This is a genomic window from Pengzhenrongella phosphoraccumulans (genome assembly GCF_045689905.1).
GTDB lineage: Bacteria > Actinomycetota > Actinomycetes > Actinomycetales > Cellulomonadaceae > Pengzhenrongella > Pengzhenrongella phosphoraccumulans.
In genome coordinates this window covers 3,505,129-3,520,503 of the sequence record NZ_CP144210.1, presented here as the reverse complement: position 1 = coordinate 3,520,503, position 15,375 = coordinate 3,505,129, and the positions used below count along the sequence as shown (strand labels likewise).

General features: G+C 68.4%; 15 protein-coding genes. 6 read left to right on the top strand and 9 right to left on the bottom strand.

The features are described 5' to 3' along the window. Positions 1-31 precede the first annotated feature (31 nt). The 6 genes from VTA80_RS16270 to VTA80_RS16245 all read right to left on the bottom strand — a co-directional run bounded on the left by VTA80_RS16270 (position 32) and on the right by VTA80_RS16245 (position 7,948). Positions 32-2,335: an EAL domain-containing protein gene (locus VTA80_RS16270; protein ID WP_407342130.1), complete on the bottom strand. Its 2,304-nt coding sequence runs from the start codon at positions 2,333-2,335 to the stop codon at positions 32-34. 397 nt (positions 2,336-2,732) lie between these two features. Further along, complete coding sequence (locus VTA80_RS16265; protein WP_407342129.1) at positions 2,733-3,656, bottom strand: diguanylate cyclase domain-containing protein; 924 nt, start codon at positions 3,654-3,656, stop codon at positions 2,733-2,735. 241 nt (positions 3,657-3,897) lie between these two features. Then, complete coding sequence (locus tag VTA80_RS16260; RefSeq protein WP_407342128.1) at positions 3,898-5,583, bottom strand: diguanylate cyclase domain-containing protein; 1,686 nt, start codon at positions 5,581-5,583, stop codon at positions 3,898-3,900. A gap of 148 nt (positions 5,584-5,731) precedes the next feature. Then, positions 5,732-5,932 carry a hypothetical protein gene (locus VTA80_RS16255; RefSeq protein ID WP_407342127.1) on the bottom strand — a complete coding sequence of 67 codons (201 nt, stop codon included), beginning with the start codon at positions 5,930-5,932 and terminating at the stop codon, positions 5,732-5,734. Positions 5,933-6,150: 218 nt separating this feature from the next. Continuing rightward, the gene (locus tag VTA80_RS16250; RefSeq protein WP_407342126.1) at positions 6,151-6,837 is read right to left on the bottom strand and encodes a response regulator; all 687 of its coding nucleotides are present in this window, start codon (positions 6,835-6,837) and stop codon (positions 6,151-6,153) included. Position 6,838: 1 nt separating this feature from the next. Next, positions 6,839-7,948: a sensor histidine kinase gene (locus tag VTA80_RS16245; RefSeq protein WP_407342125.1), complete on the bottom strand. Its 1,110-nt coding sequence runs from the start codon at positions 7,946-7,948 to the stop codon at positions 6,839-6,841. Positions 7,949-8,173: 225 nt separating this feature from the next. Between VTA80_RS16245 and VTA80_RS16240 the strand changes: the two genes are divergently transcribed. Then, on the top strand, positions 8,174-8,908 hold the full coding sequence (locus tag VTA80_RS16240; protein ID WP_407342124.1) for a hypothetical protein: 735 nt from the start codon (positions 8,174-8,176) through the stop codon (positions 8,906-8,908). A 72-nt stretch (positions 8,909-8,980) separates the two neighbouring features. Here VTA80_RS16240 and VTA80_RS16235 read toward each other — a convergent pair whose 3' ends face one another. Next, positions 8,981-9,286: a hypothetical protein gene (locus VTA80_RS16235; RefSeq protein ID WP_407342123.1), complete on the bottom strand. Its 306-nt coding sequence runs from the start codon at positions 9,284-9,286 to the stop codon at positions 8,981-8,983. On the opposite strand from VTA80_RS16235, the gene VTA80_RS16230 reads away from it, so the two are divergent. Continuing rightward, a complete protein-coding gene (locus tag VTA80_RS16230; RefSeq protein WP_407342122.1) occupies positions 9,285-9,557 on the top strand; it encodes a hypothetical protein in 273 nt (90 codons plus the stop codon). The genes VTA80_RS16235 and VTA80_RS16230 overlap by 2 nt on opposite strands. Positions 9,558-9,657: 100 nt before the next feature. On the opposite strand, the gene VTA80_RS16225 is transcribed toward VTA80_RS16230, so the two are convergent. Beyond that, on the bottom strand, positions 9,658-10,572 hold the full coding sequence (locus VTA80_RS16225; RefSeq protein ID WP_407342121.1) for a tyrosine-type recombinase/integrase: 915 nt from the start codon (positions 10,570-10,572) through the stop codon (positions 9,658-9,660). A gap of 204 nt (positions 10,573-10,776) precedes the next feature. Between VTA80_RS16225 and VTA80_RS16220 the strand changes: the two genes are divergently transcribed. From VTA80_RS16220 to VTA80_RS16205, 4 genes are all read left to right on the top strand, one after another. Beyond that, on the top strand, positions 10,777-11,403 hold the full coding sequence (locus tag VTA80_RS16220) for a type IV toxin-antitoxin system AbiEi family antitoxin (RefSeq protein ID WP_407342120.1): 627 nt from the start codon (positions 10,777-10,779) through the stop codon (positions 11,401-11,403). Further along, positions 11,400-12,161 carry a nucleotidyl transferase AbiEii/AbiGii toxin family protein gene (locus VTA80_RS16215; RefSeq protein WP_407342119.1) on the top strand — a complete coding sequence of 254 codons (762 nt, stop codon included), beginning with the start codon at positions 11,400-11,402 and terminating at the stop codon, positions 12,159-12,161. Before VTA80_RS16220 ends, VTA80_RS16215 begins: the two co-directional genes overlap by 4 nt. A 440-nt stretch (positions 12,162-12,601) precedes the next feature. After that, entirely contained in the window at positions 12,602-13,921 is a 1,320-nt protein-coding gene (locus VTA80_RS16210) for a cation:proton antiporter (RefSeq protein WP_407342118.1), read from the top strand. A gap of 169 nt (positions 13,922-14,090) precedes the next feature. Next, positions 14,091-14,294 (top strand): hypothetical protein, encoded by a 204-nt coding sequence (locus VTA80_RS16205; RefSeq protein WP_407342117.1) that lies wholly within the window; start codon positions 14,091-14,093, stop codon positions 14,292-14,294. 86 nt (positions 14,295-14,380) lie between these two features. Here the strand turns inward: VTA80_RS16205 and VTA80_RS16200 are convergent, their stop codons facing one another. Continuing rightward, positions 14,381-15,325 (bottom strand): cold-shock protein, encoded by a 945-nt coding sequence (locus VTA80_RS16200; protein ID WP_407342116.1) that lies wholly within the window; start codon positions 15,323-15,325, stop codon positions 14,381-14,383. Between the last annotated feature and the right edge of the window lie 50 nt (positions 15,326-15,375).

Below are 15,375 nucleotides of genomic sequence, written 5' to 3'. Positions count from 1 at the left end.
GCCCATTTGGGTCCGGTGCGAGATAGTTGGCCTACTCCAACTCGGGCAGGCCCAGGGCGCCGTCTACAGCTCGACCGAGTTCGGCTTCTCGCCTCTCCCGCGCTCTCGCTTCTCGGGATTGGTCCGCCGTGTCGCGTTCGCGCTCGGCTTGCTGACGATCCCCCTCTGAGGTGTGGCGATCCTGCGAGGCGTTGGTCCTGCTTGACTCGGCGCCCGAGCCGAGTTCCTTTTCCTGCCTTCGACCGTCTTCTGGGTCGTGGGGCAGAACGTGCTTGCGGGGGCGGTGTTCTATTCCGGAGGGCTCGTTGTCTGGGCCCTTTTCGGTGCGCCGGTTGGCACTGACATCTCTCGCGTCGGCGAGTTCGTCGCGCAGGTCGGCGAGTTCGTCGCGCTCGTTGCCGCTCTGGTCTCGCGCATCCGCGGCGGCGTCTCGCTGGTCAGCGAGCTCGTCGCGAGTGTCGGCCACCTCGTCGCGGTGATCTGCCGCGTCGCTGCGCTCGCTCGACGCCGGCCGTTGCGCCGCTTCAAGATCTTGCGCTGCAGCATCCTCGGGCGCCGCGGGCACCCGATCGCGCAGCCAGGCGGTGAGCACGTCGAGTGGGAGCGGGCGGCTCAGCAGGAATCCTTGGGCGAAGTCGCAGCCCATCGTGCGCAGCTGTGCGAGCTGTTCGGGGGTCTCGACGCCCTCCGCCACGGCCAGGATTCCGATGCTGTGAGCGAGCGCGATGGTCGAGGCAACGATCGCAGTATCGGCCCAGTTGCTGCCCAGGCCCGCGACGAACGACTGATCGATCTTGATCCGATCGACCGGAAAGTGTTTGAGGTACAGCAGCGAGGAGTACCCGGTACCGAAATCGTCCAGGTCCAGCCCGACGCCGAGTTCTTTGATCGTGTCCAACGAGGCGACAGCCAGGGCCAGGTCATACATGAGCGCGGTCTCGGTCACCTCGACCACCAGGGATGACGGCGGGCAACCGCTGTCACGCAGCGCGCCGGTGAGCATCTCCACCAGGCCCGGATCGCTCAGTTGCCGCGCCGAGACGTTGATACTCACCGTCCGTGGACCGCCGGGGCCCGGAGCCAGGCTCGCGGCGGCACGGCACGCGTGTCGCGTGACCCAGTTCCCGAGTTGAACGATCTGGCCGGTGCGCTCGGCCACGTCGATGAAGGAGGTCGGGTTCAGCAGCCCGACTCCCGGACGTTCCCAGCGCACCAGTGCCTCGATGCCAACGATGTCGTTGGATGCGAGATCCATGATCGGCTGGTAGTGCAGCCGCAGCTCCTCGTTCGCGATACCGCGATGCAGATCGCTCGCCATCCGCAGACCGCTCGCGGAGCTGGGCTTGGTGTTGCGGTCATACCAGACCGCCCGGTCGCGGCCCGACTCCTTCGCCGCTCGCAACGCATCCATGGCCGCGGCAACGAGATCACGTTCTGGCGCGAGCCGACTGGTGACCAGCCCCATACTCACGGTCAGATGCACACCCCCGCCCACCTCGAACGGACGACGAACAGCGTCGGCAACCTGCAAGCTGAGCGCATCCAGCGCCGTTCTGGGATCCACACAGTCCAGGACCCACATGAACGAGTCGGCCTGCCAGCGGCCCAACCCCGCAGCAGCGGTGCCCTCCCGCAGTCGGCGACCGAACTCCGCGAGCACCAGGTCGCCGGCATCGGGACCCAATGACTCGTTCACCATCGCGAAAGCGTCGAGATCCAGGACAGCCACACCCCGCTCCAGTCCCGGCGGTACCGGATCCGCCAGACGACGCTGGAGTCGACGCCGCCCGGGCAAGCCCGTCAGGTCATCGCGCTCCAAGACGCCCAGGCGGGTCACAACTTCGTCGATCGCGAGGTCGTCTCCGCTTCCTGCATCAAGCGCGGTGTCCGCGACGGCCTGCGGCCCCGAGCGCCCCAGCACGCCCCGCTCGAGTCCTCCGCGCAGGATTAAGACAGCGCCGGCGAACTTACCGTTCGCGGTGATTGACGCAACGTGCACCGTGACACCGACCCGAATCCCGTCACGGGTGAGCGAAACCGCCAACGGTGCCGGAGCTGGAGCGCCAGCCAGCAGACGGGCCCACAAGGCGTCGAATCCCGACCGAAGGGCAGGGGGCACAACCGCTGCGAGGAGCGTGTCGATGACGTCCACCCGCGCACGACCCGACAACTCTTCGGCGGCCGGATTCCACTCACAGATCCGACCCTCGACGTCCACGATGACGATTCCGTCTGGCGAGTGCTCCAACAACGTCGCGAACTGCCGGCGCCGCCGCTCGCCGTAAACGTCCGCCTGGGTGACCCCAACCGGATGGCTCCCCGTGCCGAATATCATGTCGCCACCACTCAGGGCATATCGAAGTGTTCGTGCCACCGGTGCACCAGTCACCTCGGACGTGGATGCTCATCGGGGAAGATGATCGAGCCCTCCCCTCGACGTCAGCACCGCGCTCGGGGCCGAAAAACGACGACTCTCTGTCCAGCGTGATCTCGTCGTGACAGTCCGTCAAGAATTCACACCCCCAGCCGGGCAACTGGCGGCCACCATCAACGCCGGGTGCCTCCACGCCGACCGAGAGACCGGGCGTCGTCGACCCGCAGGCTCGACCGGACGGGGTACCGGGTGGTCAGCGCCTGGGCGGTGCGCACAGGTTGCAAATCGAGGTGCGCCGCCCGGATCTGCTTGTGGTCCCGCCCGCGTCGGTCGCGGACCGCGAGCAAGCCGTGGGGTGTCAAGCGCGTGGGGGCTTCCGGTGTCCGCGCTTGAGGTCGTACATCGCGGTGTCCGCCCGGTGCAGGCACTCGGCGGCGGTCTCGCCCGGGCTCGCCAGGTAGGACCCGACGCTCGCGCCTACCGTCACCGAGTCGCCGTGGACGACGTGGGGCTCGTTGAGGGCATCTGTCATCCGTGTGACCAGGCCCGCGAGCCCGTCAAGGGTGATCTGGGGTGCGAGCACGGCGAACTCGTCGCCACCGAGGCGGGCGATCGTGTCTTGCGGACGGGTCACCGCAGCGAGCCGGGCGGCCACGGTCTGCAGCACGTCGTCACCCGCGGCATGCCCGTAGGTGTCGTTCACCGGCTTGAACGAGTCGAGGTCGAGGTAGATCACGCCGAGGTCGGGGGTGAGTGGTCGCCCGGCATGGGCAGTCAGTGCGAGGGTCATCCGCTCGAGGAACCGCTCGCGATTAGCGAGCCTGGTCAGCGGGTCCTCCGATGCCCGGCGCAGAAGGTCACCCTCGGCCAGCTTGCGTCGGCTGATGTTCAGATGCGAGACCAACAGCCCGACCCGGGGGACGCCGATCGCGGTGATACGGAGCGCATACCAACGCCCCACAGCAGGAGATGGGCACGCATACTCGAACTCGGCCTCGACGGTCTCACCCTGCAGCACGGCGCGAAGACCAATGGCCACTGCGGCGGCGTCGGCGGAGCCCGCTGCAGCGGAACGCTCGCACACCGCCAGGTAGCTGACGCCGATCCCCGTACTCTGCGGGTCCCCACCGTTATCGACTGCGAACATCCGCCACGCGTGATTGACCGCGACAATCGTGCAGTCGCGGTCCAGCATCGCCGTGGCGTCGGGTATCGCATCGAGCAGCGCGAGTATGCCGACATCTGGTGCCGCCGACCGCGGGCCGGCGTTGGTCAACGCCATGAGACACCTCGGTTCGGACGTCATGACTTACGGGTATGAATCTCACTGTCGTCGCCGTCATCCGGTTCCGTCAACATCCCTGCCCAGTGCGTGAGCGAAGCCTCTACCAACCTCGTGCGCGGCACCGCCGGACTCGTTCGGCCATCGTCGCGAAATCCTTGCGACCCGCGCCACGCAGGACGGCGAACGACTCGTCACCGCCGTAGCGGGCTTCCCCTTCGCCAACGCCCCTGGTTGGCGTCTACGTTGGGCTGGGTAGCGTCGTGGGTGCCCTCGGCACGCGGTCACATGCCGCAGATGCGGGCGGACGCGAACCCGAGCCAGGCGTGAAAGCCGAGGGAGGCGGCGAACCCGTGGTCGCCGACCTCCGGAACACTTCCGTGAGCCCGATGAGGCCAGCCCGGGCGCGCTTAGCCCGGTACATGTCCAGGTCCGCCGCGTGGAGAATGCTCTCGGCAGAGCGCGTCGGGTCATCGCTCGTGACGACACCGATGCTGCCAGCGGCATTCGTGATGCCCTCAGCCAGTGCGATCGGCGCAGCGAGCGCCTCGGTGATCCGGCGCGCAAGCTCATGGTCGTCATCGGGCAGGTCCTCGACCAGAACGGCGAACTCGTCCCCACCGAGCCGGACAACGAGGTCGACCTCCCGGACACAGCCCCGGATCCGGCGGCCGACGGCGACGAGCACGGCATCGCCCGCGGCGTGGCCGTGGAGGTCGTTGACGGACTTGAACGCGTCCAGGTCGACGATCAACAGGGTGATCCGACCCGGCCGCTCGGACAGCCTGGCGATCGCCGCATCGAGTCTCGTGCCGAGCAGCGCCCGATTGGCCAAACCAGTGAGGGGGTCATGGTTGGCCGCATGGCGCAATGCCACGGCAAGTCGGTCGCGTTCGCCAAGCAGCTGGTGGAGCTCAGAGACGGTGGTGTCGAGTTTGTCCACCAGGCGGCTGTTGTCGACGTTCACCAACGCTTGACGCAGCACCACCAAGAGCGCGCTGAGCAGCGCCCCGCCGACCACCGCCCAGTACCGCACACCCGAGACCGGTGTCAGCAGTACCCGCACCAGCAGAGCGAACGTCGCGAGGATTGCCAGGTACGGGATGAATGTGATCACCGGCCGCCGTAGCGTTCCGCGCCGCACGGCGCCCACGCCGAGCGTCGATCGCTGAAGGATCGCCGCGACCGGGAGCAGTGCGCTGGCCACCACCGTGCAAAGGAGGAACCCCGAGAGGTGGCCCGACGTCGTCAGCACTGCGGCACCGCCCTGAGCAGCGGCTTCGATCGTCGCAGCCACGACGATCACCGCAGCGACGGGCCGCAACATCGGCGGGTTACCCGATCGCCACAGAGCGAGGACGCCGAAGGCGACCGAGAGGAAGAGTCCCGGGCCGACGAGAAGACCGAGCCAAACCATCAGCGACACGGAGCCCGCGGACGGCAGAACGAGGTAGGAACCGAAGACCGTAGCGGTGATCATCACGATCGCCCCGTCAAGGACCAACCGAGCGCGCGGCGGGCGAGGTCGATGCCCGACATGCGGGTTCAGGGCAAGCACGGCGCCCAGCGGCACCCCCGTGCCCACGAGGACGAGCGCGATCTGCACCGGGCTGCCGAGGCCCGTCACGAGATCAACAGGGCCTCGCGCGAGCAGCGCCAACTGGACGAGGTCGCCCACCGCGTAGAACAGGCCAGCGACGGCGATGCCGCACCAAACCCACCGGGTACTGCGGTCGTTCGCAGTTCGCGCCACCTGGCTCGCGATCACGAAGAGCCAAGCGTGGCTCACGCACGTCAAAGACCAGCTCAACACGAGCTGCCCCTGCAGCCCCCCGATGCCCGAATCGACGGTGGCAACGCAGATCAGCACGACAAGGAGCGGAACCACGAGCGCTGGCGAACGCGACCAGGCGCGCGCCCGGTTCATCTGCGCGCCACCTTGCCTGCGCTGCCACCCATCTCAGCTCCGATCCAGATCGTCGTCGATGGATTGATCGGCCGCAAGGACCGCGGTCTTTTGCACCGACCATCACATCATCGACCGGCGCGGCCCACGCCTGAGCAGCCGCGGCCCGCTACATCAAACTGTTTCGCCCCGGGTTGTCGAGTTGGAGAAGGAAAACCGGGAACTTCGCCGGGCGAATGCGATCTTGCGTAGCAAATCGGATTCTTTCGCGACGAAGCTCGAGGCCCATAGCGTTGATCGTGAAATTCATCGACGAGAAGAAGGTGGAATCCCGGGTCGAGCCGATCGTGGCGGGGCTGAAGTCAGCCATCGTCAAGACCGCCCCGAGCAAGGGTCAACGACGCGGTGACGTCGACAAGTCCAGAGCGAGAGCCGCGTCGTTCGGCGCGAAGGGCCTCGACGTCCGAGGGCGCGTCGACCAGGTGGCGGGTAGGTGGCTTGACGAGCAGAAGGCCCGCGGCTCGATCCGGGAGTTGAGCCGCCATCTGCCCGGCCTCCTGGTGCGCGCCGCGGATGGCCTGCCCGGCGCTACCCCTGTGCCGGGTGGGTTCGGGATTGTGGATCTGAGGTGGGGCGCACGAGCCCGGTCTCGTATCCCAGCACGACCAGCTGCACTCTCGTTCGCCGTCCCAGCTTGGCCAGGATCCGGTTCACGTGGGACTTCACGGTCGCGGAGGTGACCACGAGCGCCGCCGCGATTTCATCGTTGGACAGTCCGCGAACTATCAACCCGAATACTTCCAGCTCCCGCTCGGTCAGTGCCCGCAACGTCCCCGGCACGCCGTGCACTGGCGCTGGCTGGCGCACGTGCTCCTCGATGAGCCGGCGGGTGAGCGACGGTGCGAGCAGGGACTCCCCGGCGGCCACGTTCTCGATCCCGGCGACCAGCCGGTCGGGTGGAGTGGCCTTGAGGAGGAACCCGGCCGCTCCGGCCTTGAGTGCTTCGTACACGTAGTTGTCGAGGTCGTACGTCGTGAGCACCAGAACCCTCGTCGCGACGGGGCTGGCAGTGATCTCACGCGTGGCCGCGATGCCGTCGAGCACGGGCATCCGGATGTCCATCAGCACGACGTCGGGCTGCACCCGTCGCACCATCTCGACCGCGGCGCGGCCGTCTGCCGCCACACCAAGCACGTCGCACCCACGCGACTGGAGCACGAGTTGCAGGCCGGAACGGATCAGGTCCTGGTCGTCGGCGATGACCACGCTCGTCATTTCAGCTCACCCCGGCCGGCACCGGCAGTGTCGCGGTGAGCTCGAATCGGCCGTCACCGTTGACGCCGTGGGTGAGGCGTCCCCCGAACAGCGAGACCCGTTCGGCCATACCCACCAGTCCGAGGCCACTTCCCTCGCCCGTCCCGCCTACGGTGTTCGACGCCTGGATGGACAAGCTGGCCGGGGAACGGGTCAGCCGCAGCGAGACGGACCGGTCCGCGGCGTATTTCAGGGCGTTCGTCAACGCCTCCTGGGTGATCCGGTACGCCGAGACGTCCAGACCGACCGGCAGCGCCCGGAGCGGGCCGTTTACCTCGAGGTTGACCTCCAGTCCGCTCCCACGAAACCGCTCGACGAGCTCAGGCAGGCTTCCCAGCCCCGGAGCGGGCTGCAGACCCAGCTCATCGGCCTCGTCACGAATCATGTGCAGCAGGTGGCCCGTTTCGGCGAGGGCCCGCCGGCCCGTGGACGCCACCTCCTCCAGGACCTCGCTCGCCCGCCGAGGGTCGGAACGCACCAGATCCTGTGCCGCGGCCGTCAGCACCACCATGGCGCTGACGGAGTGGGCGATGACGTCGTGCAGCTCGCGAGCGATGCGATCGCGCTCAGAGCGCGCCGCCTCCTGCTTCACCCTTTCCTGCTGCTGTTCGAGCAGAGCGCTCTGCTCGGCGAGCTTGCGCACCACCCTGCCCAGCACGTACGGGAACGCGATCAGAACCGATACGAATATCACGTCGGACCAGTTGTGCTCCCGCGGGTCGATCAGCGCGTAGTCGAGGAATACCGCCAGGGCGATCACGGCGATGCCGGCCAGACCACGAAGGTCACTGACCCAGCGCGCCAGCGAGTAGACACAGATCACCCAGATCAGGATGGGCACGCTCGGCTCGTTGAGCTGCGGTCCGACCCAGGGCATCGTCAGCAGAACGACCGCGGCCAGCGGCGCGACCACAAGCGCGTGGTGACGTCGCCAGATCAACAGAACGCAGCACACAACCTCGAGCCCGGCGCCAAATCCCCAGCCGCGCGGCCGCAGGAGTGCCAGCTCGACCACCCCGAGCACGGCGACGGCCGCCGGCAGCACGGCATCACGCACCGCCGGGCTTTTCATGGGACCAGGAAGCGACCTCGCCACCCATCGAGATTACGGCGATCCGGGCCATGTGCGCGTCCAACCAGAGGTGCAGGCCGGTGAGACCCGGGCGTGGATGAAACCACCCCGCGACGTCAATAACGTCGATGACGTCGGCTCCGACAGCCCCGCCCCACGACGGCGTCACCACAAGCGTTCATGACAGAAGGGAACCCCATGTTCACCTCAGCGCACAGCGAACGGTTGATCGGACGGTTCGCCTGGGTATCGGCCTGGTTCGGCCTGGTGCTCGGCCAGCTGCACGCCCTGTCCCGTCACGCCACGGCTGACGGCAAGGAGGATCTGAACCTGCCGTTGACCCGGTTCTGGTCTGATCCCGCGCGAACCGCCCTGCGCCCACTGCTGGACTGGGCAAACCCCGACACGGTGTACCTGACCTACGGAAAGATCTGGCTGCCCGTCTTCGCGGGGCTCACGCTCTGCGCCTTCGTTCTGCACCGTCGTCGTCGCCCGGCCGGGTTCGAGAAATGGGCCTGGCGGGTGGCCCTCACCGGATACGTGGCGGCCGTGGTGGGAGTCTTCTGCGACTACTACACCCAGTTCACCGGATACAACGCGTTCTTCGACGTCGCGTTCGTGATCACCACCGTAGCGGCGCTCATCACCTTGATCGGCTCGACCATGCTGGGAATCGCCTTGCTGCGCAAGGGATTCAAGCCCCGGACAACGAGCTGGCTCCTCACCCTGAGCATCCCGCTGGCGATCGCCATTCTCCAGATCACGTCCATGGGCAGCGCCATCCTGCCGATCGCCTTCGCGTATGCAATCGTCGGCCGCCAGATCGCGCGCGAGCTGCCCGCCGACGCAACAGCCGTCTCCACGCCCGCGACCAAATTCACCGCCGGAATCAGCTCAGCGGGCACGCCTGGCGCTCCGCGCGCTGGGGCGCTAGCGCAGCCGCAGCAACCCGCAGAATGACAGGACGACAACCCGTCGCGGTGCAATCCGCACGCCTCCACAACTGCGGCACGCGATTGCCGTAGCAGCAGGTCACACCCCAACCTCGAACGCCCCCTGACTCATCTCGGCCCTCCTGCTGGACACCGCCCGCGAGCTGTCCATCGCGGACCTCGCCGGGCTGGCGGGGATCCGCCCGCCGAACGCCTTGCGCGAGGTCAACATCCGCGACGAGCGAACGCGCGCATGGACGAAGCCCTGCACCTCCCCGTCCAGGTCACAACGATCAGCACCGCCGAATGGGCCGCTGCCGACAGCGGTTTCCTGCGCGACGTACAGGCCAAGCCATCGACCGCCCATGACATCCGCGCGCCACACCCCCTTGAGCTGGCTCGTCATGGAGGGGCACCTGGAACAGGTCCCCGTCGATGCCACCACCTGTCGCGAGCTGGTCCATCAGGCCCAGAACCATGCGTTGACCGCGGCCGCTGGTCGCGGCATCGGGGACCTCGAGGGCGCATTCCAGATCGCGTACGACGGATGCCGCAAGGTCTGCCTGGGCCTCGCGCTGGCCTACGGCGTCCGCGCCACGGGCGCCACCGGCCATCACGCCGACAACGTCACCGCCCGCGACCTCCTGGCCGCGCTCCCTCCCGTCATGGAAGCGTGACTGGCCAGCAGTGCCACCCCATGAACCGCGCCAATCCGGTCAGCGCCGCGCAGCGATATCCGATCAACTTGGGCGCCCCGACCGAACCACGGGCGCGCGTTCAGTCTCCGTTGAGCATTCCGTACTGGGCGGAGGCGTAGGGCAGGACTGCGGCACGGTCGAGGCTGTTCTTGGCCTGGTCGTACCGCATCGTCATGCGGGGGTCGGCGTGACGCAGTTGGAGATGGACGTCGCGCAGCGGGAGGCCTTGGGCGAGCATGTTCGTGGCGACCGAACGGCGCAGCCCGTGGGGGGTGATCGCCCGAGTAATGCCGGCGGCCCGGGTGAGCCGGTGCAACAACCGGTCCGCTGCGGCGCGATCCATCCGGTCCCCGCGCGTGTTGGGAATCAGCGGGGCGGTCGTGCGCCCGTCGATGAGTCGGTCCAGGTCGCGCAATGCTTGGACCGGGACGACCCGTTCGAACGTGTCGCCGCCCTTGCCCCGGAACACGACCGTGCGCCAGCCCTGGTTGTGACGCACGCTGTCGGCGTTCAGGGCGCACATCTCTCCCACGCGCAACGCCATCTGCCCGAGCAGGACGACGAACACGTGCTCGCGCGGCCCGGCCTTGACCGCCGCGTCCAGCAGCGCGACGCAGTCCAGGGTCGGCAGCCAGGTGCGCTTCTGCTCACCCTCGTGGATCTTGGGTCGGGTCACGTTCTGGGTCGGGTCGCGGTCGATGATCTCGTCGATGACCGCGTACTTGTAGAACAAATGCACCACGCCGAACTTCGCCGCCCGGGTGGCCGAGGCCAGGTGCTGGTCCTCCAGAGAACGCAGCCAGATCTCCACATGCGGGCGACGCACCGCTAGCGGGTCGACCCCGACCTGGGCGCACCAGCGCAACCACAGCTCGAGATGGATCCTGTAGCTGTCCAGCGTCTTGCCCGCGTAGCGGGCGAGAAACCCTGCGCACGCCAATCGCAGCGGGTCGCTGCTTGCGGACAGGATGACCGTGCTCGTCGTGGTGTTCATTTCGCCTCCGGGCGCTCCTTGCTGGGGAAGCGGCGCCACCCGGACGTTCAACGCATCGAGCGATCAGCCGCTCGCGGAAGACACGAAACTATGCCTAGTTCGCCTTGTCGTCGTCCTCGTACTCGGTCTCCACCGCGGCTCTACCGTCTGCCGCCGAGCCTGGAAGTGCGCAGAAAGTAGGCTCTAGCGCTTACTATTTGCACTATGAACGCTCGAATCGATGTCATCAGGCACGCCGCACGCGCGCCGCTGCGAACGATCCGGACGGCCGAGCTCGCCTTCGCCTACGCGCATCCGCGGCAGGAGGCTCGTGCGCTTGAACGCCGCGGACTCCTGCACCGCCTCGCCCACGGCATCTACTGCACCGTCCCGTCGGAGAGCGACCCGGCGACGTGGCGGCCGACGCTCGAGGCAGCGACTGCCGCGGTTGCAACTGCGCTGTACGGAGACCGAGTACCCGTCCTGACCGGACTCACCGCTGCGCGGATGCATCGCGCCCTCCCCCGCGCGATCGGCGTTGGCTACGTTGCTGTCCCCACCCGACGCCGCCCCCTTCGTCTCGCCGATCGCGACAGCGAGATTCGATTCGTGGCACGTGCGGTCGCCGAGCTCGACGCGGTCGCGATGACAACCGAGCTCGGCCTGGTGCTGGTGACGACGCCCGAGCAGACCGTGCTCGACCTCGCGCGCGCTGATCCCCGGGAGCAGGACCTGGACACCCAGGAGGCGATCGATGCCATGTGGCCGGGCTGCGACCCGGCCACGCTCAGCGGGATCGCCGGCCGGCAGCGGATGCGAGCCACCTACGCTCGAGTTGCGGCGCGCCGATGACCATCTCCCAGTACGACGAGTGGGCGGCTGTCGCCGAGCGCTTCGGCGTCGACATGGAGCAGGTACGTCGGGACCACCTGATCTCGCACCTGCTCGGCGCGATCGCCACGGGAGTCCCCTCCGACGACGTCGTCTTCTTCGGCGGCACCGCCCTGTCGCGCACCTACCTGGCTGATGCCCGGCTCAGTGAGGACGTCGACCTCATCGCGCGGGTTTCCCGCACCGACGTCGCGGCGCGGATCGAGGCAGCCGTTCGGCAGGGCCTGGCCCGCAGCCACGGCCGCCCGACCTGGGCCCCCGCTTTGAGTGCGACGTCGGGTAGTCAACCGGCGACAGTTGGCGTCGAGGGGACCGCGAGCGTTCAGGTTCAGCTCCTCAGCGGCGACGGTTACCGCTGGCCGACGGAGGTACGGGACATCGACCAGCGCTACAGCGACGCCCCGCCCGCGCGGCTCCGGACGCTGACAGCCGCAGGGTTCGCCGCCGCCAAGCTCAGCGCATGGATGGACCGGCACGCGCCCCGTGATCTGTACGACCTCTGGGCGATGAGCGAGCGAGGGCTCATCGATGCAGCCGCGCTCGAGGTGTTCGTTCGCTGCGGCCCCCAGGCGAGGCCGCCCGCGGGCTGGGTGTTCTCGAACCCCACGGACGAGACGGCGTGGCGCCGGACCCTTGGGCACCAGACGAGGCTGCGGGTTACCGCCGCTGAGGCGATCGGCGCCGTCCGAGAGGCATGGCACGTCGCAGGGTCGGCGTGACGGAATCCCCCACGTCGAGGGGTGTGCCGGCAAGCCCGGTCGACACTAAACGCACGTAGTCAGTTCCTTATGGCATGCCATAACGTGCCATAAGGGGGTCCCCCAGGGTGCATTTCGGTTCCACTCGATGTAACCTCAAAAGCGTCTGACCTGCGAAAACGCGCTGTGACGAGGGTCGTTTCATACCCGTCGGCACAACTTCCAAACTGGCTACGGGAGTTCGATTCTCCTCACCCGCTCCAGTATCTCCGCCGGGCTTCAGACCCGCGGCGACCATGTCAGACCCCGTTCGATCGTCGGGTGATCGAGACGCACGCCCCTGGGTTCACTCGGGGTGGATGAGGTTGTTGCCTTGGACCGCTACGACTATGGGGTGGCACTTCCGACCCGGTGGCGCAGAGCGTCGGCCGGGGTCGGCGTCGCGGAGTGAGGTCGATCGGATGAACGGACTCACGATCCTGGCCGTCGTGTTCGCCGCCTACGCCCTGGTGGCCGGGTACTTCGACCGGCACTCGATCACCGCGCCGATGGTGTTCGTGGTCGCCGGCGGCATCCTCGGCTCGGGCGGGACCGGCCTGTGGGAGGTCTCACTCAGCAACGAGACCGGCTTGGCGATCACGGAGATCACGCTCGCCCTTCTCCTGTTCGCGGACGCCGCGACCGTCCGGTTCCGTGACGTCGAGGACGACGCCAGCCTGCCCAGCCGCCTGCTGTTCATCGGGCTGCCGCTGACCGTGGCACTGGGGGCGGTGCTGGCGTACCTGATGGAACCCGGCGCCGGTTGGGCCGCCGCCGCACTGGTGGCGACGATCTTGGCCCCCACCGACGCGGCGCTGGGCCTGGCCGTGGTCACCAACCGCGCGGTCCCGGCGCGGATCCGCCGCGCCCTGAACGTCGAGAGCGGGCTGAACGACGGGCTCGCGACCCCGTTCGTGACCCTGTTCCTGGCCATGGTGATCTCCGAGGAGTCGTCCGGCACGCAAGGGTGGGTGGTCGCTGCGCTGTCCGAGATCGGGCTGGCCATGCTGGCTGCGGCTGTCGTGGGCCTCGGCGGGGGCTGGCTGGTCAGCCGGGCCAGATCCCACGGCTGGACCTCGGCGGTGTCCGAGCAGCTCGCCGTGCTGGCCCTGGCGGTGCTCGCCTACACCGGGTCCGTGGCCCTCGGCGGCAACGGGTTCGTCGCGGCCTTCCTCGGCGGACTGCTGTTCGGGCAGGCGACCAAGGGACGCCTCGACGCCCCGGTCGAGTTCACCGAGACGGTCGGGTTGTTCCTGTCGTTCTTGGTCTGGGCCCTGTTCGGTGCAGTGTGCGTCGGTCCGATGCTGACCGGGCCGACGAGCTGGACGGCCATCGCCTACGCGGTGCTCAGCCTGACCGTGGTGCGGATGCTTCCGGTCGGGTTGTCGTTGCTGGGGCTCGGGCTGCACCGGGAGACCTGGTTGTTCATGGGGTGGTTCGGTCCCCGCGGGCTGGCCTCCGTGGTGTTCACCCTGGTGGTGTTCGGGGAGCTGGAGCCTGGTTCGGTGCAGATCACACCCCTGGTCCAGGTGGCCACCTGGACCATCCTGCTGTCGGTGGTGGCACACGGTCTGACGGCCGGCCCCTGGGCGGCGCGGTACGGCGCGCGGAGGCGCGCGCTGGGCGAGGTGCCCGAGCTGGCGCCGGCCGGTGAGCAGCGGGTGCGCACGCGGGCGCTGTCCCGGCCCCGGTCGCACGACGCGGGCAGCGTCGGTCACCGCGCGAGCAGTGGCGGGACCTGACCGGAACTCAGCCACGCTCGGGTACGCACCTCGAGCTGGCGCACGCCTGGGACGCGGTCGGCTACCGACTGGACTACGCCGGTCGCAGCGTGGTGTCTCCGGCGACACCCGGCCCTGCCACCCGCACTTCGCCGTCGATCACGAGACCGTCGGGCCGGCGTTCGCCGAGATGCGCACGCAGTACGACGGTCCCGTCGTGATCGCGCAGGACTTGACGGTCTTCAACCTCACGAAGGACGCCGTCGTGGCCCGTCAGGCCTCGGTCGATCCGACCGCATGGCCGGTGCTCGGTCCCACGATCGTGACGGGGCCGCCGATGGCGCCGCTCCCGCAGCCTCTCGCGTGGTGGGCCGACGCGCTCCTCACCAGGTGACGCCCCGGCTACCGTCGGAGCGTCAGTTCAGAGTCTCCACTGAACCCGGGCGAGACAGACCGGCTCCGCCCGGACCTTCGTCCCGCTCACACCAGTTCGACGCGGTCGGCCTGGGGTCCTCGATCGCTCTGTCGCACCTGGTACCGGACCCGATCGCCCTGACGCAGCGCCTCGGCGCCTCTGATGACCGACACGTGCACGAACAGGTCCACGCCTCCCGCGTCCGGGGCGATGAAGCCGAAACCCCGCTCCGCGTCGTAGCGCACGACCACGCCCTCGCCGCCGCGCGCCGGGACGTCGGATGCCTCCTCGTGTCCCGACCGAACGCGGGTCGTCGAGGTCGCGGGCACGCCTCGAGGTGTCGAGCTGCGCGCGAGGTCCACGTCGCGCGCCGACGGGCCCTTCTCGCTCTCGACGATGTCGTACGTCACCCGGTCCCCCTCCTGCAGCTCGGTGAGACCGCCGGCCAGCGCCCGGACGTGCACGAAGACATCGGGGCCGCCCGACTCGGGGGCGATGAACCCGAAGCCCTTCTCCGCGTCGTACCAGGACACGGTGCCGTCCGCCCCATCGGATGCCACGGCCTGCTGGGTGGCCTGGGCCCCCAGGGGGAGCAGATGGTCAGCCTGCGGGCCCTTCTCCCCGTCGACGACGAGGAACGCCACCCGCTGCCCATCCGCGATCACGCCGCCTCCGACGATGGCGGAGCTGTGCACGAAGATCTCGGCACCACCACCGTCGGGCGTGATGAAGCCGTACCCCTTGGCAGGCTCGTACCAGGAGACGGTGCCGAGCACGCCCAGCGGAGTATCGGCGGCCTGGTCAGCCGTGACCCGAACGCGGCGTGCCTGCGGGCCGCGGTCCCCCTCGCCGATCTCGAACTCGACCACCTGCCCCTGGCGGAGCAGCTTCATCGCGTCGTCGCTGACGATCTCGGACGCATGCACGTACAGGTCCTCTGCCTCATCCCCGAGGGCGATGAAACCGAACCCCCGGTCGGTGTCGAACCAGCGGACGGTTCCCTCGGTCACGGCTGACTCCTTCTGGAAGCTACGGTCGGTGTGCACCCAGTGTCCCCGAC